We start from the raw sequence: 23482 nt of genomic DNA, 5'->3' as shown, positions 1-23482 counted from the left end.
TGACAACGTCCTACGCGGTGTTACGCCGCCGCGAGCTTCGCGGCGGAGTCGGCGTCGACGCAGGCCTGGATCATCGCGTCCAGGTCGCCGTCGAGGACCTGGTCCAAGTTGTACGCCTTGAAGCCGACGCGGTGGTCCGAGATCCGGTTTTCCGGGAAGTTGTACGTCCGGATCTTCTCGGACCGGTCGACGGTGCGGACCTGGCTGCGGCGGGCGTCGGCGGCTTCGGCCTCGGCCTTCTCCTGGGCTGCGGCGAGCAGCCGGGACCGGAGGATGCGCATGGCCTGCTCCTTGTTCTGGAGCTGGCTCTTCTCGTTCTGGCAGGAGGCGACGATGCCGGTCGGCAGGTGCGTGATGCGTACGGCGGAGTCGGTGGTGTTGACGGACTGGCCGCCGGGCCCCGACGAGCGGTAGACGTCGATGCGCAGGTCGTTGGCGTGGATCTCGACGTCGATCTCCTCGGCCTCGGGGGTCACGAGGACACCGGCGGCGGAGGTGTGGATGCGGCCCTGGGACTCCGTGGCGGGCACGCGCTGGACGCGGTGCACCCCGCCCTCGTACTTCAGGCGCGCCCAGACGCCCTGGCCGGGCTCGGTGGCGCCGTTGCCGCCCTTGGTCTTCACGGCGACCTGGACGTCCTTGTAGCCGCCGAGCTCGGACTCGGTGGAGTCGATGATCTCGGTCTTCCAGCCGACGCGCTCGGCGTAGCGCAGGTACATCCGGAGCAGGTCACCGGCGAAGAGCGCGGACTCGTCGCCGCCGGCGCCGGCCTTGATCTCGAGGATGACGTCCTTGTCGTCGCTGGGGTCGCGCGGGACGAGCAGCAGCCGCAGCTTGTCGGTCAGCTGCTCGCGCTGCTTCTCCAGCTCCTTGACCTCGGCGGCGAAGTCGGGGTCGTCGGCGGCGAATTCCTTCGCCGTCTCGATGTCGTCCGCCGTGCTCTTCCACGCCTTGTACGTGCCGATGATCGGGGTCAGCTCCGCGTAACGCTTGTTGAGCTTGCGCGCGTTCGCCTGGTCGGAGTGGACCGAAGGGTCGGCGAGCCTCTTCTCGAGATCGGCGTGTTCGCCGACCAGTTCCTCGACCGCTTCGAACATCGGTGCTCCTGATTTTGACTCGTGAAGGCGTGAAGGACTGCGGGGACGGCAAAGCGCCGGTCCGGTCCCCCCTGCGGGAGCGACCAAGGACCGGCGCAGTGACGTGCTACTTCTTGGCCGCAGCCTTGCCGAAGCGGGCCTCGAAGCGGGCGACGCGGCCGCCGGTGTCGAGGATCTTCTGCTTGCCCGTGTAGAACGGGTGGCACTCGGAGCAGACCTCGGCACGGATGGTGCCGTCGGTGAGGGTGCTACGGGTGGTGAACGACGCGCCGCAGGTGCAGCTGACCTGGGTCTCGACGTACTCGGGGTGGATCTCGCGCTTCAAGGTGTCTCCTAGTTTCGGGAGGGCTCCGGGTCGCCGTGCGGATTGCACCTGCGTGAACCGGGACCGACGTACCAGTCTGCCAGGACCGGCCGTATCTCCCAAAACCGGGTCCGTGGTGAAACTATTCCGGGTCGGGGCGGACGGTCGCGTACCGGCTCCCGGGAGGGTCAGCGCACGATGCCGTCGGCCTTGCCGGTGGCCGCGTTCTCGGTCGCCGAGGCGGGGATCGGGCGGTCCGCCTTCAGGGCCTTCCAGACCTGCTGCCCCTGGGCCTCCAGCGGGATGACCCGGTTGGGGTCGGCGGGGTCGTACTCCACCGGCATCGTGATCATGTGCACGTCGTCCGCGCCGAGGCCGGAGAGCCCCTTGGCGAAGCTCATCAGCTCGTTGACGGAGTCGAGCTCGGAGTCCGGGGTGATCGCCTTGGTGGCGGTGTCGGCGATGCCCAGGAGCTTCTTCGGGTCGGTGAAGACGCCGACGTCCTTCACCTGCTCGATGAAGGCCTTCATGAAGGCCTGCTGGAGCTGGATGCGGCCGAGGTCGCTGCCGTCGCCGACGCTCTTGCGGGTGCGGACCAGGCCGAGGGACTGCTCGCCGTCGAGGGTGTGGGTGCCCGGGGCGAGGTCGAGGTGGCTCTTGGCGTCCTCGATGGGCTCGGTGGTGGTGATCTCCACCCCGCCGAGCTTGTCGATCAGCTTCTTGAAGCCGGTGAAGTCGACCTCGACGTAGTGGTCCATGCGGATGCCGGACATCGACTCGACGGTCTTCACGGCGCAGGCCGGGCCGCCGACCTCGTACGCGGTGTTGAACATGGCCCGGGTCTCGGGGGCGACGGTGGTGCCGTCGGCGTCGGAGCAGCTCGGGCGCTCGACGAGGGTGTCGCGCGGTATGGAGACGACGCTGGCCTTCTTGTGGCCTTCGTAGACGTGGACGACCATCGCGGTGTCGGAGCGGGCGCCGCCCTCGTCCTTGCCGTAGGCGCCGTTGTCGCCAGAGCGGGAGTCGGAGCCGAGGACGAGGATGTCCATCGAGCCGTTGTCGAGGTTCTTGGGGCGGTCCGTGCCGAGCTGGGCGTTGATGTCGACGCCCTCGAGGTTGCCGTTGAGCTTGACGTAGACGTAGCCGAGCCCGGAGCCGCCGACGACGACGAGCGCGGCCGCGCTCCAGGCGGCGACGGTCAGCGCGCGGCGGCCCTTGGGAGGCTGCTTGCGGCGGCGGCCGCTCGGGGGCCCCACCACGCCACCCGGGCGGAGGGGGCGTATTCGGCCGCCCTTGTTCTGCTCGGTCATCTGCTTTCCTCAGGTCCTCGGTTCACCTTGTGTGACGGCGAAACACCCGAAAGGGTTGCACGGCTCCCTGTGTGGGCAAGCCGGGCGAGGCCCCGCGACGCACTGTGCCCACCGTACGAGGCACGGTGGGCACAGTGGTCTTTACGCAGGTCACGGCGGCACCGCGAGCCCGGGGGCCGCGCTGCCGCCGTGTGACCGAGGTCTCGCGTCCGGGAGCCTGTCGGCTCGGTGCGCGGGACCTCGGGGCGACTGCCTCAGAGGCGACTAGTCGTTGCCGTTGCCATTGCCGGCGCCGGGGGTCGTCTTCTGGATCTGGAGCAGGAACTCGCCGTTCGACTTCGTCTGCTTCATCTTGTCGAGCAGCAGCTCGATCGCCTGCTGCTGGTCGAGCGCGTGCAGCACGCGACGCAGCTTCCAGGTGACCGCGAGCTCGTCGGCGCCGAGCAGGATCTCTTCCTTGCGCGTACCCGAGGCGTCGACGTCGACGGCCGGGAAGATGCGCTTGTCGGCGAGCTTCCGGTCGAGCTTGAGCTCCATGTTGCCGGTGCCCTTGAACTCCTCGAAGATCACCTCGTCCATGCGCGAGCCGGTGTCGACGAGCGCGGTGGCCAGGATGGTCAGCGAGCCGCCGTCCTCGATGTTCCGCGCCGCACCGAAGAAGCGCTTCGGCGGGTAGAGCGCGGTCGAGTCGACACCACCGGACAGGATGCGGCCGGAGGCCGGGGCGGCGAGGTTGTACGCGCGGCCCAGGCGGGTGATCGAGTCGAGCAGGACGACCACGTCGTGGCCCAGCTCCACGAGACGCTTGGCGCGCTCGATGGCCAGCTCGGCGACGGTGGTGTGGTCCTCGGCCGGGCGGTCGAAGGTCGAGGAGATGACCTCGCCCTTGACCGACCGCTGCATGTCGGTGACCTCTTCCGGACGCTCGTCGACCAGGACGACCATCAGGTGGCACTCGGGGTTGTTGTGGGTGATCGCGTTGGCGACCGCCTGCATGATCATGGTCTTGCCGGTCTTCGGCGGGGCCACGATCAGGCCTCGCTGGCCCTTGCCGATCGGCGACACGAGGTCGATGATCCGCGTGGTCAGCACACCCGGGTCGGTCTCCAGGCGGAGCCGGTCCTGCGGGTAGAGCGGGGTCAGCTTGTTGAACTCCGGGCGGCCGCGGCCGGAGTCGGCGGCCATGCCGTTGGAGGAGTCGAGGCGGACCAGCGCGTTGAACTTCTCGCGGCGCTCCCCCTCCTTCGGCTGACGCACGGCACCGGTGACGTGGTCACCCTTGCGCAGGCCGTTCTTGCGGACCTGGGCGAGGGAGACGTACACGTCGTTCGGGCCGGGGAGGTAGCCGGAGGTCCGGATGAACGCGTAGTTGTCGAGGATGTCGAGGATGCCCGCGACGGGGATCAGGACGTCGTCGTCGGAGACCTGCGGCTCACCGGCGGCGAACTCGTCGCGGCCACGGCGGCCACGGCGGTCGCGGTAGCGGCCGCGACGGCCGCGACGGCCGCCCTCGTCGTCGAAGTCGTCCTGGGGGCCGGTGTTCTGCGGCTGGCCGCCCTGGCGCTGCTGGCGCTGGCCGCCCTGGCCACCACCCTGCTGGTCGTCGCCCTTGCCACCACGGTCGCGGCGGTCGCGCTGACGGTCACCACGGTCACCGCGGTCACCGCGGTCCCGGCGGTCGCCACGCTCGCCGCGGTCCCGGCGGCCACGGCCCTCGGCCGTGTCGAGGGAGCCATCGGCCTTGCCGTCGGAGGAGGTCTCGGGGCGGGGCTCCGTACGGGTGTCCGTACGGGTCTCGACCTTGGCCTCGGTCTTCACGGCCTGGGCGGTGTCGCCCTTGGCCTCGGCCTCCGGGCTGCCGGCCGGGGCGGTGGCGCGGCGGCGGCGGCGCTCGCCGGCGGGCTGGTCGTCTCCCCCGGAGCCTGCGGCCTGGGAGGGGCCCCCGACGGGCTGGCCCGGGATGTCGATCTGCTGCTGGGCCACGGCCTTCTCGGCCTTCTCGGCCTTCGGCGCGGCCTCGGCGGCGGTGTCGCCGGTACGGGCCTTGGAGGTGGCGCGGCGCTTGGGCTTGGTCTCGGCCGTGTCGGCGGCCTTGGCGGGAGCGGCGGCTCCCGCTCCGCCGGAGCCCCCGGCCTGCGCCTCCTTGATGACCTCGATCAGCTGGCTCTTGCGCATGCGCGCGGTGCCCCTGATGCCGAGGCCGGACGCGACCTGCTGCAGCTCGGCCAGGACCATGCCCTCGAGGCCGGTGCCGGAGCGGCGGCGCCGTGCGGTGGTGCCAGTGGCAGCACCTGCGGCGGGCGCGGCGGTGTCGACACTGTTGTCGGCAGTCACGCCCATCAGATCGGTGGTGTCGCTCACGAAGGGTCCTTCCCTGGAGCGGACGTCGGCCATCTGGCTCGGCGACCGGTTGTGCTGTCCGACGACGGTCCTGCTTGTGGACCGGGCCGGGGCGGTGGTCCCGCCGGGTACGGCGGAGAGAAACGTGCTGTGGGTCCGGCCCGAGGCCCCCTGCTCGGCCCTCACGGGGAAGAGCGAGGGGTGTCGTGCCGGTTCCGGAGCGTGCTCGAAACTGCTCAGGCAGGCTGCTCAGGCAGTTGGGGAGGCTCCCGGAAGAATGGGTGGTCCCTGATGGGGACACTCAGCACCGCGCCACAAAGACGTCGGGTGCAGACTTGAGGTTAACACTACCGGCTCCAACAAACATTCCCCCTCTCCCTCACCGGCAATCCCGTGTTCCGGGCGCGTACGGCGCGCTCAGGCCCTCGGACCGTCCGGTCTCAGGGCGCGAGCGGCAGCACGCTCGCTCCGGACACATCGAGGTCGAGCCGGTTCGCGGCCCATCCCTCGCCCGCCAGTCGGGCGACCTTGTCGGCCGTCCCGTGTTCGGCCAGCGCGAGGACCGTGGGGCCCGCGCCGGAGATGACCGCGGGGACGCCGTCCGCCCGCAGCCGGTTCACGAGCGCGATGCTCTCGGGCATCGCGGGGGCCCGGTACTCCTGGTGCAGCCGGTCCTCGGTGGCCGCGAGCAGCAGCTCGGGGCGGCGGGTGAGCGCCTCCACCAGGAGGGCGGCGCGCCCGGCGTTGGCCGCGGCGTCGACGTGCGGGACGGTGCGCGGCAGCAGCCCGCGGGCGGTCTCGGTGAGCACGGGCTTCCCGGGGACGAAAACCACCGGAACGATGGAATCGGCGGGATCCATCCGGATCGCCCGCGCGGCGCCGGACTCGGTCCAGGCGAGCGTGAATCCGCCGAGGAGACAGGCGGCGACGTTGTCGGGATGTCCCTCGATCTCGGTGGCCAGTTCGAGGAGGGCGGCCTCGTCCAGCCGGGCGTCCCCGCCTATGGTCACGGCCCGGGCGGCGACGATGCCGGCGCAGATGGCGGCGGAGGAGGAGCCGAGGCCGCGGCCGTGCGGGATGCGGTTGGCGCAGACGACCTCGATGCCGCGCGGCTGGCCGCCGAGCAGGTCGAAAGCGGTGCGCAGGGAGCGTACGAGCAGGTGGTTCTCGTCGCGCGGGAGCGTGTCGGCGCCCTCACCGGCGATGTCGATGTGCAGCCCGGAGTCGGCGACTCGGACGACGACGTCGTCGTACAGGCCCAGCGACAGCCCGAAGGCGTCGAAGCCCGGGCCGAGGTTGGCGCTGGTGGCGGGAACGCGCACCCGTACGGCGGCGGCGCGGAACGCGGGACCGGCCATCGCTCGATGACTCTCCTTGACTTGCGACTGCGGGGGTCTGCACTGCGGGATGTGGCGGCGGGGATGGTGACGCGGGTTTTCAAGAGAAGTACGCGAGACCCGGGGGCCGTTTCTGCCGCGGAGGCGACAACGGCAACGACACCGCGCATATGCAACGGGGCGGGTTCGGTACAGCCTATCGAAGGAAGGTTCTGTGGCGACATAGGGCGCACAGGAGGCGCACGATGCGTGTCGCGAGCCTTCCTGTGCGCCGATGTACGTTCCTGAGCGAGTCCGGCCCTCCGGGTGTCGCGGGAGGGCCGGGCCGCGAGGGGAGTTACGCCAGGCCGAGGCGCTCGGCGGCGGCGGCCGCGTCGACCGGGACGGTGACGGGCTGGGGCGCTCCGGCGACCGCCCAGTCGGGGTCCTTCAGGCCGTTGCCGGTGACGGTGCAGACGATCCGCTGGCCGGGGTCGACCTTGCCCTGCTCGGCGGCCTTCAGCAGGCCGGCGACGGAGGCGGCGGAGGCGGGCTCCACGAAGACGCCCTCCTGCGAGGCCAACAGGCGGTACGCGCGCAGGATCTCACGGTCCGTCACCTCGTCGATGAAGCCGCCGGACTCGTCCCGGGCCGCGATCGCGTAGTCCCAGGAGGCCGGGTTGCCGATGCGGATCGCGGTGGCGATGGTCGACGGGTCCTTGACGACCTCGCCGCGCACCAGCGGCGCCGAGCCGGAGGCCTGGAAGCCCCACATGCGCGGGCGGTGCGTGGAGAGCGCGTCGGCGGCGTACTCGGTGTACCCCTTCCAGTACGCCGTGATGTTGCCGGCGTTCCCGACGGGCAGGACGTGGATGTCGGGGGCGTCGCCGAGCATGTCGACGATCTCGAAGGCGGCGGTCTTCTGGCCCTCGATACGTACCGGGTTGACCGAATTGACCAGCGCCACCGGGTAGTTCTCGGAGAGGGAGCGGGCCAGGGTGAGGCAGTCGTCGAAGTTGCCGTCGACCTGGAGGATCTTCGCGCCGTGCACGAGGGCCTGGCCCATCTTGCCGAGCGCGATCTTGCCCTGCGGCACGAGGACGGCCGACACCATGCCGGCGCGTACGGCGTAGGCCGCCGCCGAGGCGGAGGTGTTGCCGGTGGAGGCGCAGATGACGGCCTGCGCGCCCTCCTCCTTGGCCCGGGTGATGGCCATGGTCATGCCGCGGTCCTTGAAGGAGCCGGTGGGGTTGGCGCCCTCGACCTTGAGGTGCACCTCGCAGCCCGTGCGCTCGGAGAGGACCTGGGCGGGGACGAGCGGCGTGCCGCCCTCACGGAGCGTGACGACCGGCGTCGTGTCCGTGACCGGAAGGCGGTCCCGGTACTCCTCGATGATGCCGCGCCACTGGTGGGTGCCCTTGCTGGTCATGGGTCCTTACTCCCCTTCAACACGCATGATGCTGGCGACACCGCGCACGGTGTCGAGCTTGCGCAGCGCTTCGACGGTCCCGGAGAGGGCGGCGTCGGGCGCGCGGTGGGTGACGACGACGAGGGAGGCCTCGCCGCCGCCGTCGGGTCGGCCTTGCTGGCGCACCGTGTCGATCGATACGCCGTGCTCGGCGAAGACCGTCGCGACCTGGGCGAGAACGCCCGGCTTGTCGGCCACGTCGAGGCTGATGTGGTACCGCGTCACCACGTCGCCCATGGGGCTCACGGGCAGCTGGGTGTACGCGGACTCGCCGGGGCCCGTGGCCTCGTTGAGCTTGTTGCGGCAGACGGCGACGAGGTCGCCGAGTACGGCGGAGGCGGTCGGAGAGCCGCCGGCGCCGGGGCCGTAGAACATGAGCCGCCCGGCGGCCTCCGCCTCGACGAAGACCGCGTTGTAGGCCTCGCGGACGGAGGCGAGCGGGTGGCTGAGCGGGATCATCGCGGGGTGCACGCGCGCGGTGACGGACCCGCCGTCCGCGGAGCGCTCGCAGATGGCGAGCAGCTTGATGGTGCAGCCCATCCGCTTGGCGGAGGCGAAGTCGGCTGCGGTGACCTCGGTCATGCCCTCGCGGTAGACGTCGTCGAGGCGCACGCGCGTGTGGAAGGCGATTCCGGCGAGGATCGCGGCCTTGGCGGCGGCGTCGAAGCCCTCCACGTCGGCGGTCGGGTCGGCTTCGGCGTACCCGAGGGCGGTGGCCTCGTCGAGCGCCTCGGAGTAGCCGGCGCCGTTGGTGTCCATCCGGTCGAGGATGAAGTTGGTGGTGCCGTTGACGATGCCCATCACCCGGTTGATCTTGTCGCCGGCGAGGGACTCGCGCAGCGGCCGGATCAGGGGGATGGCGCCCGCGACGGCGGCCTCGTAGTAGAGGTCCTGGCCGTGCTGGTCGGCGGAGGCGTAGAGGTTCGCGCCGTCCTGGGCGAGGAGCGCCTTGTTGGCCGAGACGACGGAGGCGCCGTGCTCGAAGGCGGTGGTGATGAGGGTGCGGGCCGGCTCGACACCGCCGATGACCTCGACGACGACGTCGATGTCGCCCCGTTTGACCAGGGCGGTGGCATCGGTGGTGATCAGCTCCGCGGGGATGCCCTCGCGGACCTTGTCGGGGCGGCGGACCGCCACGCCGGCGAGCTCGACCGGGGCGCCGATGCGCGCGGCGAGGTCGTCGGCGTGCGTCGTCATGATGCGCGCCACCTCTGAGCCGACCACACCACAGCCCAGCAGCGCAACCTTCAGCGGACGCGTACGCATCATCCGACCTCGTTTCTCGTACTTCTTCGTATCTCTACGGTGGGACCAGTCTCACTCACCGGACGGAGGTTTCTGCCCTCCGTCCGGATCCTGAGACATCTATTTCATCAGCCGACATCGAGACGCAGGAGATCTTCCTCCGTCTCGCGCCGGACGATCACCCGGGCCGCGCCGTCGCGGACGGCGACGACGGGCGGGCGGAGCGCGTGGTTGTAGTTGCTGGCCATGGAGCGGCAGTACGCGCCGGTGGCGGGCACGGCGATGAGGTCGCCGGGCGCCAGGTCGGCGGGCAGGAACGCGTCCTTGACCACGATGTCACCGCTCTCGCAGTGCTTGCCGACGACGCGGGAGAGCATCGGCTCGGCGTCACTCGTCCGCGACACCAGGGCGACGCTGTATTCGGCGTCGTACAGCGCGGTGCGGATGTTGTCGGACATGCCGCCGTCGACGCTGACGTACGTCCGCAGCCCTTCGAGGGGCTTGACGGTGCCGACCTCGTAGAGGGTGAACGCGGTGGGGCCGACGATGGCGCGGCCGGGCTCGACGGAGATGCGGGGGGTGCGGAGCCCGGCGGACTCGCATTCGCGGGTGACGATCTCGTTCAGGGCCTTGGCGATGTGGTGGGGCTCGCGGGGGTCGTCGTCGGAGGTGTAGGCGATGCCGAGGCCGCCGCCGAGGTCGATCTCGGGCAGTTCGACGCCGTGCTCGTCGCGGACCTCGGCGAGCAGCTGGACGACGCGGCGGGCGGACACCTCGAAACCGGCCATGTCGAAGATCTGGGATCCGATGTGCGAGTGGATCCCGATGAGTTCGAGCCCGTCGAGCTTGAGGGCACGCCGCACGGCCTCGGCGGCCTGCCCGCCGGCCAGCGCGATGCCGAACTTCTGGTCCTCGTGGGCGGTGGCGATGAACTCGTGGGTGTGGGCCTCGACGCCGACGGTGACGCGGATCTGGACGCGCTGGCGCTTGCCGAGGGACTGGGCGGTGTGGGCGACGCGGACGATCTCCCGGAAGGAGTCGAGGACGATGCGGCCGACCCCGGCCTCGATGGCGCGGCGGATCTCCTCGGGCGACTTGTTGTTGCCGTGGTAGGCGATGCGTTCGGCGGGCATGCCGGCGTCGAGGGCGGTGGTGAGCTCTCCGGCGGAGCACACGTCGAGGTTGAGCCCTTCCTCGGTGAGCCAGCGGACGACGGCCCGGGAGAGGAATGCCTTGCCGGCGTAGAAGACGTCCGCGTCGGCGCCGAAGGCCTCGGCCCAGGCGCGGCAGCGGGCGCGGAAGTCGGACTCGTCGAGGAAGTAGGCGGGTGTGCCGAACTCCTGCGCGAGCCGGGTCACCGGCAGCCCGGCGACGGTCACGACGCCGTCGTCGCCCCGGTCGACGGTCCTGGACCACACCTTCGGGTCGAGGAGGTTGAGGTCGGCGGGCGGGGCGGAGTAGTGGCCCTCGGGGTAGACGTCGGCGTGACGGGGCCCGGCGGGGTGGGCGGAACGGCTCATGTCTGCATCTTTCACATCTGGTCGGGGGCGCTGATGCCGAGCAGGGAGAGGCCACCGGCGAGCACCGTCCCGGCGGCTTCGGCGAGCGCGAGCCGGGAACGGTGGGCGGCCGAGGGTTTCTCGTCGCCGCGGGGCAGCACGGTGTGCTGGAAGTCGAGCAGCGCGTCGGCGGTGGCCTCGAGGTGCCGGGCGACCCGGTCGGGGGCGCGCAGGCGGGCGGCGGATGCGAGGACGAGGGGGTGGTCGCCGAGGTGGGTGGCGAGTTCCCGTCCGTCCTCAACGTGCTCCTCGGCCGCGCTCCGGAAGCCGAGCTGTCCGGCGTTGCGGAGGAGGGCGCGGGTACGGGAGTGGGCGTACCGGACGCGGAAGAGGGGGTTGCCCTCGGACTGGCGCAGGAGGTCGTCGCCGAGCCGGGGCGCGTCGTGCGCGGCGGCGGCGAGGAGCCCCCAGCGGGCGGCGTCGACGCCGAGGCGCCGGGCGAGCTGGGGGGCGGTGTACGGGGCGGGGAGGGGTGCGACGTCGGTGGCGAGCCGGCCGCGGCTGCCCTGGGCCTCGATCCGTACCCCGAGCCGGGTCCAGGCGGGGTCGGCGGCGTCCTCGCAGCTGGTGCGGACGAGGCAGCCCTGGGAGACGAGGATGCGCCGCAGGGCGTCGGCCGTGACGGCGGCCCGTACGTCGGCGCGGTAGGCGGGCTGGGCGCGTTCCCCGGTGGGTGGGCGCCATCCGTAGCGGGGGCCGAGGCGCAGGATGTCGCGCACGAGGGTCTGCTGGGCGTCGTCCCGGAGGGTGAAGTTGAGAAACCCGGGGCCGGTGACGTCGACGGAGGCGAAGGGGGGCTGGGGGTGGGGGGGCTGGGGGAGGATGCCGGGTTCGGTGGCGTCGGCGGGGAGGTCGCCGGCAGCGGGGCGGGGCTCGGGGTGGGGTGGCTCTTGGAGGATGCGGGCGAGGATCTCGGCGATGTCCCGGGGCGCGAGCCCGGCTTCGCGGGCCAGCTGGAGGGCGACCCCACTGACCCAGTCCCCGCGTCCCCCGGCCCGGGGCCGCTCGATCTTGACCCGCTCGGGCACGGTTCCCCGCAGCACACCACGGTCGACCGCGCTGCGCACGGCGTGCAGCACGGTGAGGGAGAGGTCCGCGGGGGTCACGGCACAAGCGTAGGGGAGGAGGGGGGTCGGAACGCGAACCGGTTTCGCGATGCGGGCAGGGGGGGGGGGGGGGCGGCGGGTCTCGGGTCTGCCGGGTCTCACGGGCGAAGAGGACAGGGAAGACGGGACCGGGGATACGGGACCGGGGATACGGGCAGACAGGGCAGGGCATCGGAGCGACGAGGGTCGGAGGGGGGCGGGCCGGAGGGAGGAGGGGGCGCTATCGAGGCGAGCGGCGGCTCGCGCTCCCCGCCTGTCCGGCCCCTAGTCTGCTGCCGTCGACGGACGGCGACCCCTCCTGCCCGCCACCACGGCGCTCCCCGCGCCGGCCACCGCGCTCGTGTTGTCCCCGGCCTTCCCGGCGCATGAGCTGCCGCACGACCCGGACGAGTTCGGTGGGCTCGAAGGGCTTGGCGAGGAACGCGTCGATGCCGGCGGCGCCACCGTCCAGGTCGTAGTCGGTGCAGGCGCTGACGATCGCGACGGGCAGATGACTGGTACGCGGATCGGACCGCAGCCGCTCGGCGGTCCGCAGCCCGTCCAGTCGGGGCATCACGACGTCGAGGGTGACGACATCAGGACATACCTGATGCACGACATCCAGACACTCGGCACCATCGGCCGCGGTCACGACCTCGAAGCCCTCAAGCTCGAGGTTGACCCTGATCAACTGCCGGATCACGCGGTTGTCATCGACAACGAGCACCCGGCCGGGCACGCCTGACACACGACGAGAGTAGGTCGCGGGCAGAGGCTGCGTCCGGGTTTTGCCCACTTCCGACCCGTGCGGGGGAACGAGGACGCGGTGACGCGACGGAAATACCTGTTCACAGGCACGTCCCGGATGCTGGTAGGGTTCTACCCGTCGCCGCCGAACGCGGCGGACGCCCCCGTAGCTCAGGGGATAGAGCAACGGCCTCCGGAGCCGTGTGCGCAGGTTCGAATCCTGCCGGGGGCACTCCAGCTACTCAGTGTGCAAGTGTCGCTGACCAGCTGAAGTGCCAAGCATGAAGGCCCGAACTCAGTCCCACTGAGTCCGGGCCTTTGTCATGGTTACGCACTGGTCCTGTGTGAGGAGCGTGTGGGCCACACGTCAGTCGGATGCCTCCCTGATCACCCGTCGCGCCCGCTCGTAGTACTGCTCACGCGTCCCGTCGAGCCCACTGGCATCCGGACGCGTCGTGAGATTCGACAAGGCTTCAGCAGTTCCTTCCGCCCACCCGCCATAGGCATCGAAGACGGCGTTGGCCCTCCGCCGGAGCTCCAGGTCCGGCATGACCTCGATGACGGGCAGGGCGTCGTCATGTGCCGGCGGACGACGGCGGCGCACTCGTCGTACAGGAGCGTGGCAGCCAGGGTGTCGGCTGCCTCCGTGGCCTCACCGATCTTCGCCCGGAAGTCCTGGAGCATCGTCGAGATGGTCGTAGAGGTGGCGATCACCTGCTCGCGAATGCGCTGCTCGTGGGCCAGCTTGGCCTCATGGTCGCGCTTCGCGGCCTCCAGGGCGTCGGCGTGCTGTTGCCTCCTCCCCTCGGTCCGTCCGGTGAAGTAGTGGGTGATCCAGACCGCGGCGGCCGAGCTGATGAGCACGGCTCCGGCAGAGATCGCCGCAGTGACCCACTGGCTGTCCTGCACCACCGTCGTGGTTACGGACCCCGTCGTGGTCGTCGTCTGCCGGCCGCCGCACCCGGAAATGACCAACAGGATCCCCAACAGCCCTAACCGGCTCGCCACTTGTCGCATGAGCGCAGATTAGTGTGAGCCATTCCTCGTGCTCACAGGGGTTCTGCCCATCCCATGGCTTTCGCGATCTTCGCGTTGTTCAGCTCCTCGTGGCCGTCGATGCAGCCTTCGTATCGCCGGTGAATGACCTCTGGCGAGTTGCCGGCACGGCGGGCGACCTCAGCCACCGGAACTCCGGCGTTCAGCCAGTTCGTGATGCAGGTGTGCCGCAGGTCGTACGGCCGACGCGCGAGCGGCGAGGCGGCCCGGTCGGGGGTCCACCTCGCCATCGCCCCGCTAGTCGTCGGCGACCCGGGCGCCCCCGCTTTCTGAACCCCGCCACCTACCCCGGCGGGTCCACCCGCCGTATGCGCCTCGCCGAGACCAGCACCATCGGTGACGTGGCCCTTCTCCGCTACCTGCCCAATCAGGAGGGATCCGCATGACGCACGCCGACGATGTGACCTGGATGGAACGGGCCATCGAACTCTCCCGCAAGTGCCCGCCGGCCGAGGGCGCCTTCTCGGTCGGCGCCATCATCGTGGGCGCCGACGGCGCGGAGCTCGCCAACGGCTACTCCCGCGAGACGGACGCCCACGTCCACGCCGAAGAAGCAGCCCTGGCCAAGCTCCCGCAGGATGACCCCCGACTGGCCGGCGCCACGCTCTACAGCACGCTGGAACCCTGCTCGGAACGCAAGTCCCGCCCCCTCACCTGCACCCAACTGATCCTCCGCTCCCCCATCCGGCGAGTGGTCATCGCCTGGCGCGAGCCAAGCCTCCTGGTAGCCGACTGCGTGGGCGTGGAGACCCTCCGCAGCGAGGCGATCGAGGTGATTGAGCTGTATGACCTCGCCGACCGGGCACGCGCCGCCAATGCGCACCTGCTGCCGTAGCCCAGTTCTCTTCGCATGCGCCGAGCAGGCGATGCGAAGCCTCTCCCCCGAAGCCTGACTAGGCAGTGAGGAACCTGCCACGAGAAACGTGCTGCCGCACGGCTGAAGTCCATGCATACCAAAGGCCAACGGCGCGTGCTGCCATCCACAGATGCGCTGCGAAGCACCTTGCTTAACGATCACTGCCAGTGTCAGAATGTTACACAGAGTGGTACGCGCAACTGGAGGCTTCGTGGGTGGGCAGCGGGATATTTCCGACCTGGCGAAATTGCTCATATCCGAGCCGGTGGAAGACTCGGGTAGCGACACGGCTTCGCGCTATAACTTCCAGTATCAGTGTGCTGCCCGCCACTGCTTTGCCATGCTCAACGACAGCCAGCTTTCAGTAATCATTTGCGAGTGGCATGTCGATTACATCCTCGGCTATCACGATGGAACCTACGAACTGGTTTCCGTAAAGCATCGCGAACCGAGCCTAGGCCCATGGTCCTTCTCTGACCTCTGGAACAGGGGCGGCCTAGCAACGCTATTCGAGCGCTGGAAGTCAACCCCGGAATCATCGTGTCGACTCGTAACTAACGGCGCCCTCAAGCCGACGCAAGGAGATGCACTCTCCTTCGCAACCGCCCTAACCAGGAAGTCGGCAGATAGCTGGACTACCGACGTAGCGAAAAAGCTGAGCTGCGGGGAGCAGCAAGCCAAGTCATTCTTGCTGAAGCTACGTATCGAGCATGGGATTCCTGATCGTGTTACTCTACGGTCTCATGAGATCCTCACGACGGTAGAAAAATCTCTCAAAGACGCTCAGTTAGGCGTTGCACCGTCAGACGCCTGGGACTCCATCGTGACTCTTGTTGCGTTTAAGTCCAGAGATCTCGATAATCGCGATTTATCTTCAATCGATCTCGCGAGCCCGGTGGCGCTCGATGCAGACACTCTAATCTCCTCCAAGGTAGCCCGGCGAACGATCCGACGCGTCGACGTCACTGAAGCTCTTTCCCCTGTCAACATTATCAGCCTGACCCAGCGCAGATCCGTATCGAATACTTGGTCGAGGGAGCCGGCATCCAACTTCGTGGGGCGCGGTGAAATATTCGACCAGATCGCGGAAGTCATTGACAGGCGGCGCACCGAAAATCCGGCGATCGCCTTGATCGGAATGAGCGGCGTAGGGAAAAGTGAGCTGCTCGCGCAATACGCATGGCGCCACGAGCACGAGTACGAATTCATTTGGTGGGTGCGCGCCGATTCATGGGGATCGATACGATCGGACTTGACTCCACTCTGCGAGAAACTCGGCCTGCCTACACCCGATTCCAACGACGGAATCTACCAGATGAAGGAATACTTTCGGACGCACCGGGGCTTAATCCTGCTCGACGGCGCCCCAGCAGATCGCAAGATCGTGAGTTTCCTCCCACGGGCATCGGAGGCACGGTTCATAATTTCTAGCCTCGATCAGAGGTGGGCGTCATACGTACCGATAGTCCAGGTTCTTCCGCTGGCCGAGGACGAGGCTCAATTGCTCTTGTCCGGGGTGCTCACTACAACCCCTCCGGATGATCTCGCCAAGCTGAACAATGCTCTACACGGATTACCTCTCGCCTTGAAGCAAGCCGCTGGATACATCAACGCCTCAGGAATCTCTCCAAGCGTTTACAGCGGAATGGTACGCCGTCGAACGCGAGAGCTTTTGGACCGGTCTGCACCACCAGAGCATATGGGCCTGACGGCCACCCTCTCTATCACCCTCGAAAGATTGCGAGAGCAACATCCCATCGCGCTGGAAATGCTTGGCGGTCTTTCTTACATTGCATCAACCGTGTTTCCTTCCGAACTCTTCGGGTTCGAAATTTCACGACATGATTCACAGGAGGACGTTGAGCCAACCCGCGATGCAAGCGGAATCGGAAGTCTCGCATCCGCCGAGTTGGGCAAGATCTCAGCCAGTACTACCCTCCTTCTGGAGAAGCTGAAGGACCCTCTTCTCCTTTTTGATGCAGTCGCAGATTTGCAGCGATTTTCTCTGATCGATGCACAGCAGACGGGAATCAGTTGCCACGCACTAACTCAGGCGGTCGTCCGGGGGTCTCTCACCACGTCGGAGCAGAAAGCGTCGGTCGAAGCAGCTGCAACACTCGTCCACAAGGTCGCGTGCTATAGCCCTATCGATTCGAGGAACTGGCCGGATTATCGGCAAATGATGCCGCACTTCGAGGCTCTTATTGAACACCTTGAGGATCAGAGCCAGCTCGTCTCCACCACCCTCATGTTCCACGTCGCTATTTCAATGAACCTTGGAGCTCAGGGCTCGCCGGAGGCCAGTCTCTTCCACGCGCAGCAAGCGGTAGAGACGTACCGCCGAATGGACTCACTCGATGCGAATATCGGCGCAGTTGTGCAGACCATTCTGATCGATGCTCTCGCTGGCGCTGACCGCTGGAATGAGGCACTTCGAATCGCGGATGAAGCTCTAGCCCTAACATCCCAACTCAACGCGGAATCAATCCTAACACTCCGCACCCATAAAGCATTGGTACTCCGCCTCATGGGTCGATTGGGAGATGCTGTTGCTGAATACGACGCGGTGCATGCACAGTTCGACTCGCTCGACCCCGAGAATGGTCTATCCTCGGCACGGGCAGCAGTCATGGCAAATATGGCCACTCTGCGCAGAGAACTGGGTGACGCCAAGGGGGCGGCCGCCGAATTTGAGAAGTTGATTTCCGAGTATCCGGAAGATTCGAGCCGCAACGGCCTCGCGACCCTCTACAGCAATCTGGGGCTTTCACATCTGGAGGCTACTCGATTCAAAGAAGCCCTGACTGCAGCGCAAAGAGCTCTAGAGATTTCCTTCGAGATCATGGGGGGGGCTACACAGGGACGCCGCGCGCGATTGGAACAACGCTGGGCTCGCACTCCTGGAGCTAGGTAAGCCAGATAAAGCAGCCGAAGCTTTCGAGGCCTCCCTTCATATTCATGAGCGTTTGAATACGAGGCAGTCAAGCGCCGCCCTAATTGTGCAGGTAAACCTCGGTCGGGCACAGATGGCGCAAGGGAATATGGTGGCGGCTTGCACCACCCTGGAAGCAGCACTCAAAGACCAGGAGAAGATTGTCGGACGCGATCACCGAGAAGTGGCAGCCACACTGACAAACCTGGCGGTGGCATACACGTCGCGTCGTCAATTCGGAAATGCTGTAGCTGCCGCTAGTCGTGCCATCAAAATCGACGTAATGGTTTACGGTGAGAGTCACCCTGAATTGCTCGCCGACTACCACAATATGGCTAGCGCCCTACTGCTCGACGAAAACTATCGAGCGGCACACAAATGGTTCATGAAGGCCTACAAGATTTCCGTCGACAGCTTCGGACGAGATAGCCTCAGGGCCGGTACCTGCCTTTACAAGATGGCCATCTGTGAATATTCCAGCGGCAACATACCTGAGGGCGTAAGGGCGATGCGGGAGGCCATGTCAATCCTGGAAGTCCAGCTACCTGCGAACCATTTCGAACTCAAGTCATGCAGAGGAGTTCTCTCCAGGATGCTACGAGGCGAGGCACCTGGAGAAGTCAACTTCTACGGATAGTTCTAGAGCTTGGAGTCGCCAGCTGGCCGAGTGGGTCTGTGTGATCCGCGTGTGAACCATCAGCAATAACGCGCGCTCCTGCGAGTTATTGCAGGTCAAGCCTCATTCGCTGCCCGAGCTGTGCATGCCCTCCGGAGCCGTGTGCGCAGGTTCGAATCCTGCCGGGGGCACTTCGCAGGAAGTGCCCGAACCCCGCCACCAGCGTTGACGCTGAGGACGGGGTCTTTCGCGTTGCGCAGGCGTGTGCCAGGGCTACGACCTATTCGCGGCCTGGGCCGTGGGGCGAAGCGTCAGGCGAGAGGGAGTCCCCCTGACAAGTCCAGGGGCCTTTGGAGTGCTGGTGGATCATCCTCGTATCTCTCGTACCGAGGTGTTGCTCTCGTCGCTCAGCTCCAGCGTGTACGCGAGCTCACAAGCAGCGAGGATCCGGCCCAACTCGTCGAGGCGCGCGGGGTCCACGACTCCGCTGAGCAGAACGTCCGAGCCGTCGACCGGATCGATCTCCACCTGGCACCAGCTGGTTTCCACCTCGTAGCCGTCCCAGGATGACGATCGCGAGCTCCAGCCGACTCGGACGAAGCAAGCGGCCACGGCGGAGGCGTCACTACAACCGTGCAGGACACCGCACAGGTTGTTGTCCACGTCGGTCCACAAAGCGTCGAGACTTGGACCTGCATCGGATATGTCCACGCCCGAAGTATGCAGTAGCTGACCAGCCACAATCACTCGTGCTCAAGAGGTCCTCGATGCGCCGATTCGTCACCTCCTGGCGGCTGCTGGGGCACTTCGCAAACCGGGCCAGCATGACCTCCACGCTCTTGCTTGCCGACCGTAGGGTGTGCAGGCGGGGGACGCAGAGCCACCGCTTCCGTCGGCCGCAGCCCACCGACGTACATGCAGGCGAAGAGTGCGACGAGTCGACGGCCACAGGCTCGACCGTAGCCACCGGCGTACGAAGCAGCCTCAGCTCGAACGACCCCGACGATCAGAGGGCCCGGCCACCCCCGCGCGGACCGGAACGACCGATTTCCCCTGAGGGCTCCCTCCTTGCGCTGTAGGTTCTCGCCATGGCCACGAGCAAAGTGATCGAAGATCCGGAATCGCGTTTCTCCGCGGTGCTGGCGGCGGCGGCGAACCTTCCGGGCGTGCGCATCCACAGGGAGGCGTACCTGCGAAAGGCCTTGGGTCGACACTGCTCCGAGGATGACATTCGCAAAGCGATCGAAGAGACCCCCGCGGCGGCGGGTATCCCCCTGGAGATCCTGGACAAAGCGGCCAACGACTCCATCAACTACGAAACCACCAAGGCCAGCGCCCTCTCCGCGGCTGCCGGCATACCGGGCTTCATCGCGCTGCCCGCCACTGTGCCCGCCGATATGGCGCAGTACTTCGGCCATATGCTGCGTATCGCGCAGAAGCTTGCCTACCTGTACAGCTGGCCCGATCTGTTCGCCGGCGACAGCGACGACATCGATGACGCGACCAAGGGAGTTCTCACGCTCTTCATCGGCGTCATGTGCGGAACCCAGTCGGCGAACACGGCCGTGGGGAAGGTCGCGGGGCTGATGTCGAAACAGGTCGCGAAGAAGCTGCCGCAGAAGGCACTCACCCAGGGCGTCATCTATCCGATCGTCAAGAAGGTCGCGGCCTACCTCGGCGTTGAGATGACGAAGCAGACCTTCGCGAAGTCCGTCTCGAAGGCCATTCCTGTCGTCGGGGCCGTTATCTCCGGCGGGCTCACTCTTGCGACCTACCTGCCGATGGCGAAGCGGCTGAAAAGGCATCTCTCCAGTTTGGAGTTGTCAAAGCCGACGCACCGGATCGTGGACCCGGACGTCGTCGTGGAGCACGAGTCCTCCATTGGCCACGTCGCGGAGCAGGAAGCGGACGACACTGTCGTCCAAACCCCGCCGGCAGCGGGAACCCTGAAGGCGAGGACTTCGCTCCTGCGCAAGCGCCGGCCGAGCTGAGCGGCGGGAGAAGGGCGAGGCGCCTGGGCGGGAGAGCGGAGACAGAAGGCCAGGCTCCTGGTCAGCCGCCTGGGCGTCAGAGGAGGCCGAGGGAAAAGGGGAGGACGGCATGTCCAGCGCGATCATTTCCATGATTGTTGCCATCGTCGGGGTCGGCGGGACACTGGCGTCGGCCGTGATCACGCAGATGCTGTCTCGACGGGCCGAGTTACAGCGGGCGGAGCGAGAAGAGCGGGTTCGCGTCGCGGAGCAGCGAGCCGCTGAGGATCAGCTCAGGATCGATCAGCTTCGTGTGTGTTATGTGCAGCTGCACACCCAGGATCGCGCTTACAGAGACGCGATGCTCGCCTATGCCTACGCGCTCAAGCAAGGTCTCGATGAGGCGGAAACTACCGAGTTGAGGGGCGCGCGACAGGCTCAGCGCGATGCGCGCGCTGAAGCGCAGCTGGTGGCGAGCGACCCTGTTCTCAAGATCGAGAGCCAGGTGAACACACAACTCACCAAGGCATATGGACTGCTGATGAGGTTGGCAGGGCAGGCGGACTCGCCCGCTCGGCAGGCGGGCCTCGATCAGGTCATCGGGCTCCTTGACCTCATCGTGGCCCAGCAAGCCCATGTGCGCGCACTCATGCGGCTCGAGGTGCGCGCCACTCAAGACCTGCCCGACTGGTACGACCCGGAGGTCGGAGCGCACCCATAGCCCCTGGCCCGGTCATGGCGTCTTCAGGAGGGCGGGGAGGGATCTGTGGATGGAGCCGCTCGGGGCGTAGGCGAGGCCGTAGCGTTCCCGCATGCGGTGTCTTTGTGTCGCGGTCGGTGCGTGGTTCAGGTCTTCCTTCGTGCCTACTACGGCCACGAGGTCGGGGGCGAAGGGGATTTCCGACGTCGGGGTGTGCAGGGCCCACCAGACGGTGACGTAATGCGGGGCGCGGGTGTTCTCCAGGACCGCGGTGCTGTGGGCGATGCGGGACTGGTGGCGGAAGGTGTCGACGGGGGCGGAATGGGTGACCCATTCCGGGGCCTTGTTCGTGGAGCCGTGGCGCAATTCCTTCGTCCAGGAGCTGGCGCCGGAGGCGGCGTAGTCGTCGAGGAGCTTCGCCCGGTCCTTTCTGAGGAAGACGATGTTCGCGGTGGCGGCGAGCACTTCGTAGGACTTCTCCTTCGGGAATTGGACGACCCGTTCCGTCACGACGTCGGCGCCCGGGTCGAGCACCATGGCCGCGGGGCCGGATCGGCCGATGAACTGGCCCTGGGAGAGGAGTTCGTAGCGGCCGGGAATGACGTCCGTATAGCGCATGAGGTCCCTCTGGCGGCTGTTGAGGTCCTGGAGCCAGTCCGTGTCCGGGCGGGGCTTGTCGACGTAGGAGTGTTCGCGTCCGCTCACCTGGTAGAGGGAGCCGAGGACGTACACGCCGACCTTGCCGGTGTTACGAGTGCGCAGGCGCACCGGGACGCTGACCGCGCCGTCCGGAGTGAGGGCGGTGGCGGGGCCGAAGTCGACGGAGGTCGTGAGCATCGCCGTCGCCGTGTAGGGCTGGTAGACCTGCGCGTGGGTGAAGTTGGCGACCGCCAGAATCCCCGCGAGCACCACGCCCGCCGCGAACCCCTTGGCGTGGGGCACATGCCGGAACACCCCGGCCCGATAGAGCCGGAGGAGAGCCCAGCAGGACCACGGCAGCAGGACGAGGAAGAGCGCGTACGGGGTGAAGCTGCCGTCCAGGTGCAGGATGAGCAGGACGACATTGGTCAGCAGCGCGATCAGGACGCCGAGGATGACGAAGGCGCCCGAGTAGGTCGCCGGACGGGGCTGCGGAAGGTTGAGCAGGGAGCCGAGGGCGACGACTTCGAGGGCCGCCGCCGTCAGGAAGACGACACCGCTGATCCGGCCGGCGTACGTCAGTGCTCCCGTCACGTCCTCCGCACCGAACAGGGCCAGTTCGACCGCGGTCGCTGCCAGGCCGGCCGCCATCAGGATCCAGGGGGCGGCGGCCCTCCAGGACGGGGTGCGCTGTGCGTTCATACCGGCACAGTGCCGAGCCCGGTCGGCGGGGCCAAGCCGCCCCTCCACGCCGTACGGGTGAAGCACGGGTGATGCGGGTGGCGCGCGCGGCCCTGGGCTCGCCCGGTCATCCGGCGTCCGGCCACTCCTGCGGGGGTGGGGGGAGCGTCGGTTCGGCCTGGCGGGACGCTCGCCGCGCGTTCTCGCCGCGCAGGGAGGTCAGCCACGGCCACAGGTCCGGCAGCGGTCGGGCCGCGCAGGCGAGCCGGTGTTCGATGCGGCAGCGCTGCTCCGGTACCGGCGGGCAGACGCCGTAGACGGTCACCCGGCCGTCGGACAGCACGATCCACCGGTGCTCCGCCGGCACCCTGTGCGCCGGCGGCATGACATCCGGCTCCAGCAGGACCCAGTCGTGTTCCGCCGTCGCCACGCGGTCCGCGAGGAGACCGCAGTGCGGGCAGCGCGACTGCCCGCCTCCCAGGCGACGCGGCCTGTCCTTGAAATCCCCCATACCGTGAGGGTCCGGCAGCCGGAGCGCCGCGCGAAGAGCGCGAATCGGACAGGTCGCATGGTGTCGTTGTGCTGTGGCGGGACGGAAGTCGACTCGGCAGGTGCATGGGGCAGCTTCCGACCGTCGGCTCGCGGCCGAGACATCGCGTCGTGTCCGTTCCCGTGGTCGTGCGGACGGCGGAGACGTCAGTGCCGTGTCCACGCCCGGCGGTGGCGAGCGACGTCGTGGATCCGCTCCACCTGGTGGGCGTCCAGCACCCCGCTCAGCGGCCCGAGCGCGGAGACCTCCCGTTCACGGCAGACGTGGACGTCGCCCGGGGCGCCGGACGCCGTGACCAGCTCGGTCACACCGACGAAGACGAGAGCCGGCCGTACGGGGACGGGAAAGCCGCAGTGGCGCTCCAGCACCCCGCGCACGCGGTCGGCTTCGCGTCTGCTGGCCGCCACATAGGGGACGGGGGGCCCGAAGCCGACCCGGGCCATCGTGTCCCCGACCCACACCGGCTTCCCCGCGTGGTGCTTGGTGTTGATGCAGAACACCCCGCCCGGCCCGACGAGCAGATGGTCGATGTCCGCACCCGACGGAAGCGTGATGCCGTGCAGCGCCCGCCAGCCGTACGGGGACAGCCGCTTCAGCTCCCGGCCCACCCGCCGCTCCCCCGCCAGCCCGGCGAACCACGGATCCCACTCGGAAGGGCGCCGGCACAGTCGCGCCCAGGCCCTCTCAAGCCGGGTCGGCCCCTTCGCGGCGATGAGGGAGAGGAGGGCGGCCCCGGGCCGGTTCAAGGCCAGGTCGTCGGCGGTCGTCAGGGCCGGTAAGCGGGGTACGTGCCCCCCGCGCGCCGCTCGGGCGGCAGCCGGAGGCGTCGCGGGAGGGGTCGTGGGAGGGGTCACGGGAGGTGTCCGGACCCCGGACGGGCTGCGAACCGGGGTCGGCGCCGGAGGTCGGGCGGGTGGTGGGGGCGCCGGGGAGGGCGGCGCCTTCGGGGACGACGGTGGAGGCGCCGCGGCGAGGTGCGGCCGGAGGGCTTCCAGGGCCGCCCGCCGGTAC

Annotated in this window: 20 protein-coding genes, 1 tRNA gene and 1 pseudogene; 6 read left to right on the top strand and 16 right to left on the bottom strand. The window is 68.1% G+C overall.

Going from position 1 to position 23482, the window contains the following annotated elements; genetic code table 11:
- Positions 1–20: 20 nt before the first annotated feature.
- The 10 genes from prfA to ACZ6RC_RS10110 form a co-directional block, all read right to left on the bottom strand.
- Entirely contained in the window at positions 21–1097 is a 1077-nt protein-coding gene (gene prfA, locus ACZ6RC_RS10155) for a peptide chain release factor 1 (protein WP_391139216.1), read from the bottom strand.
- 106 nt (positions 1098–1203) lie between these two features.
- A complete protein-coding gene (rpmE, locus tag ACZ6RC_RS10150; protein WP_137993330.1) occupies positions 1204–1422 on the bottom strand; it encodes a 50S ribosomal protein L31 in 219 nt (72 codons plus the stop codon).
- 167 nt (positions 1423–1589) lie between these two features.
- Positions 1590–2711, bottom strand: a complete 1122-nt coding sequence (locus ACZ6RC_RS10145) for an LCP family protein (protein ID WP_391139217.1) — start codon at positions 2709–2711, stop codon at positions 1590–1592.
- A gap of 264 nt (positions 2712–2975) precedes the next feature.
- Positions 2976–5072, bottom strand: coding sequence for a transcription termination factor Rho (gene rho / locus ACZ6RC_RS10140; protein ID WP_469580610.1), 2097 nt, complete (start codon positions 5070–5072; stop codon positions 2976–2978).
- A 419-nt stretch (positions 5073–5491) separates the two neighbouring features.
- Positions 5492–6409, bottom strand: coding sequence for a homoserine kinase (gene thrB, locus ACZ6RC_RS10135; protein ID WP_453613763.1), 918 nt, complete (start codon positions 6407–6409; stop codon positions 5492–5494).
- A 316-nt stretch (positions 6410–6725) separates the two neighbouring features.
- Complete coding sequence (gene thrC, locus ACZ6RC_RS10130; protein WP_391139220.1) at positions 6726–7796, bottom strand: threonine synthase; 1071 nt, start codon at positions 7794–7796, stop codon at positions 6726–6728.
- Between the two features lie 6 nt (positions 7797–7802).
- Positions 7803–9101 (bottom strand): homoserine dehydrogenase, encoded by a 1299-nt coding sequence (locus tag ACZ6RC_RS10125; protein WP_391139668.1) that lies wholly within the window; start codon positions 9099–9101, stop codon positions 7803–7805.
- Positions 9102–9208: 107 nt separating this feature from the next.
- A complete protein-coding gene (lysA, locus tag ACZ6RC_RS10120) occupies positions 9209–10600 on the bottom strand; it encodes a diaminopimelate decarboxylase (protein ID WP_469580606.1) in 1392 nt (463 codons plus the stop codon).
- A gap of 11 nt (positions 10601–10611) precedes the next feature.
- Positions 10612–11745 carry an ArgS-related anticodon-binding protein NrtL gene (nrtL, locus tag ACZ6RC_RS10115; protein ID WP_469580604.1) on the bottom strand — a complete coding sequence of 378 codons (1134 nt, stop codon included), beginning with the start codon at positions 11743–11745 and terminating at the stop codon, positions 10612–10614.
- Positions 11746–11965: 220 nt separating this feature from the next.
- Positions 11966–12520: a response regulator gene (locus ACZ6RC_RS10110; RefSeq protein ID WP_453613757.1), complete on the bottom strand. Its 555-nt coding sequence runs from the start codon at positions 12518–12520 to the stop codon at positions 11966–11968.
- Between the two features lie 111 nt (positions 12521–12631).
- Here ACZ6RC_RS10110 and ACZ6RC_RS10105 point away from each other — a divergent pair.
- Positions 12632–12703, top strand: a tRNA-Arg gene (locus tag ACZ6RC_RS10105).
- A gap of 155 nt (positions 12704–12858) precedes the next feature.
- Here ACZ6RC_RS10105 and ACZ6RC_RS10100 read toward each other — a convergent pair.
- Together ACZ6RC_RS10100 and ACZ6RC_RS10095 are read right to left on the bottom strand one after the other, a co-directional pair.
- Positions 12859–13488, bottom strand: a complete 630-nt coding sequence (locus ACZ6RC_RS10100; RefSeq protein WP_469580601.1) for a hypothetical protein — start codon at positions 13486–13488, stop codon at positions 12859–12861.
- 32 nt (positions 13489–13520) lie between these two features.
- Positions 13521–13742 (bottom strand): annotated as a pseudogene (locus ACZ6RC_RS10095) (tyrosine-type recombinase/integrase); the annotation flags it as partial.
- A 167-nt stretch (positions 13743–13909) separates the two neighbouring features.
- On the opposite strand from ACZ6RC_RS10095, the gene ACZ6RC_RS10090 reads away from it, so the two are divergent.
- The 3 genes from ACZ6RC_RS10090 (at position 13910) to ACZ6RC_RS10080 (ending at position 17952) form a co-directional block, all read left to right on the top strand.
- Positions 13910–14362, top strand: coding sequence for a cytidine/deoxycytidylate deaminase family protein (locus tag ACZ6RC_RS10090; protein ID WP_469580599.1), 453 nt, complete (start codon positions 13910–13912; stop codon positions 14360–14362).
- Positions 14363–14594: 232 nt separating this feature from the next.
- A complete protein-coding gene (locus ACZ6RC_RS10085; protein WP_469580596.1) occupies positions 14595–17297 on the top strand; it encodes a dsDNA nuclease domain-containing protein in 2703 nt (900 codons plus the stop codon).
- 52 nt (positions 17298–17349) lie between these two features.
- Positions 17350–17952, top strand: a complete 603-nt coding sequence (locus tag ACZ6RC_RS10080; protein WP_469580593.1) for a tetratricopeptide repeat protein — start codon at positions 17350–17352, stop codon at positions 17950–17952.
- A 345-nt stretch (positions 17953–18297) separates the two neighbouring features.
- Here ACZ6RC_RS10080 and ACZ6RC_RS10075 read toward each other — a convergent pair whose 3' ends face one another.
- A complete protein-coding gene (locus ACZ6RC_RS10075) occupies positions 18298–18642 on the bottom strand; it encodes a hypothetical protein (protein WP_469580591.1) in 345 nt (114 codons plus the stop codon).
- Positions 18643–19019: 377 nt separating this feature from the next.
- Between ACZ6RC_RS10075 and ACZ6RC_RS10070 the strand changes: the two genes are divergently transcribed.
- The gene (locus ACZ6RC_RS10070) at positions 19020–19922 is read left to right on the top strand and encodes a hypothetical protein (protein ID WP_469580589.1); all 903 of its coding nucleotides are present in this window, start codon (positions 19020–19022) and stop codon (positions 19920–19922) included.
- Positions 19923–20031: 109 nt separating this feature from the next.
- On the top strand, positions 20032–20622 hold the full coding sequence (locus tag ACZ6RC_RS10065) for a hypothetical protein (RefSeq protein ID WP_469580586.1): 591 nt from the start codon (positions 20032–20034) through the stop codon (positions 20620–20622).
- A 12-nt stretch (positions 20623–20634) separates the two neighbouring features.
- On the opposite strand, the gene ACZ6RC_RS10060 is transcribed toward ACZ6RC_RS10065, so the two are convergent.
- The 3 genes from ACZ6RC_RS10060 to ACZ6RC_RS10050 form a co-directional block, all read right to left on the bottom strand.
- Entirely contained in the window at positions 20635–21942 is a 1308-nt protein-coding gene (locus ACZ6RC_RS10060) for a hypothetical protein (RefSeq protein ID WP_469580583.1), read from the bottom strand.
- 106 nt (positions 21943–22048) lie between these two features.
- The gene (locus ACZ6RC_RS10055) at positions 22049–22432 is read right to left on the bottom strand and encodes a DUF6083 domain-containing protein (RefSeq protein ID WP_469580580.1); all 384 of its coding nucleotides are present in this window, start codon (positions 22430–22432) and stop codon (positions 22049–22051) included.
- A 185-nt stretch (positions 22433–22617) separates the two neighbouring features.
- Positions 22618–23217, bottom strand: coding sequence for a nuclease-related domain-containing protein (locus tag ACZ6RC_RS10050; protein ID WP_469580578.1), 600 nt, complete (start codon positions 23215–23217; stop codon positions 22618–22620).
- Positions 23218–23482 lie beyond the last annotated feature (265 nt).

Source organism: Streptomyces sp. NPDC048353 (genome assembly GCF_055587165.1).
Note: the sequence above shows the minus strand (reverse complement) of the source record. Positions and strands in the feature narration are given on the sequence as shown.

Coding starts and splice junctions, on each gene's coding strand:
- prfA (WP_391139216.1), bottom strand. CDS start 1,097: ATGTTCGAAGCGGTCGAGGAACTGGTCGGCGAACACGCCGATCTCGAG.
- ACZ6RC_RS10145 (WP_391139217.1), bottom strand. CDS start 2,711: ATGACCGAGCAGAACAAGGGCGGCCGAATACGCCCCCTCCGCCCGGGT.
- ACZ6RC_RS10065 (WP_469580586.1), top strand. CDS start 20,032: ATGTCCAGCGCGATCATTTCCATGATTGTTGCCATCGTCGGGGTCGGC.
- thrC (WP_391139220.1), bottom strand. CDS start 7,796: ATGACCAGCAAGGGCACCCACCAGTGGCGCGGCATCATCGAGGAGTAC.
- thrB (WP_453613763.1), bottom strand. CDS start 6,409: ATGGCCGGTCCCGCGTTCCGCGCCGCCGCCGTACGGGTGCGCGTTCCC.
- ACZ6RC_RS10055 (WP_469580580.1), bottom strand. CDS start 22,432: ATGGGGGATTTCAAGGACAGGCCGCGTCGCCTGGGAGGCGGGCAGTCG.
- ACZ6RC_RS10060 (WP_469580583.1), bottom strand. CDS start 21,942: ATGAACGCACAGCGCACCCCGTCCTGGAGGGCCGCCGCCCCCTGGATC.
- ACZ6RC_RS10090 (WP_469580599.1), top strand. CDS start 13,910: ATGACGCACGCCGACGATGTGACCTGGATGGAACGGGCCATCGAACTC.
- ACZ6RC_RS10125 (WP_391139668.1), bottom strand. CDS start 9,101: ATGCGTACGCGTCCGCTGAAGGTTGCGCTGCTGGGCTGTGGTGTGGTC.
- ACZ6RC_RS10070 (WP_469580589.1), top strand. CDS start 19,020: ATGGCCACGAGCAAAGTGATCGAAGATCCGGAATCGCGTTTCTCCGCG.
- lysA (WP_469580606.1), bottom strand. CDS start 10,600: ATGAGCCGTTCCGCCCACCCCGCCGGGCCCCGTCACGCCGACGTCTAC.
- ACZ6RC_RS10100 (WP_469580601.1), bottom strand. CDS start 13,488: ATGCGACAAGTGGCGAGCCGGTTAGGGCTGTTGGGGATCCTGTTGGTC.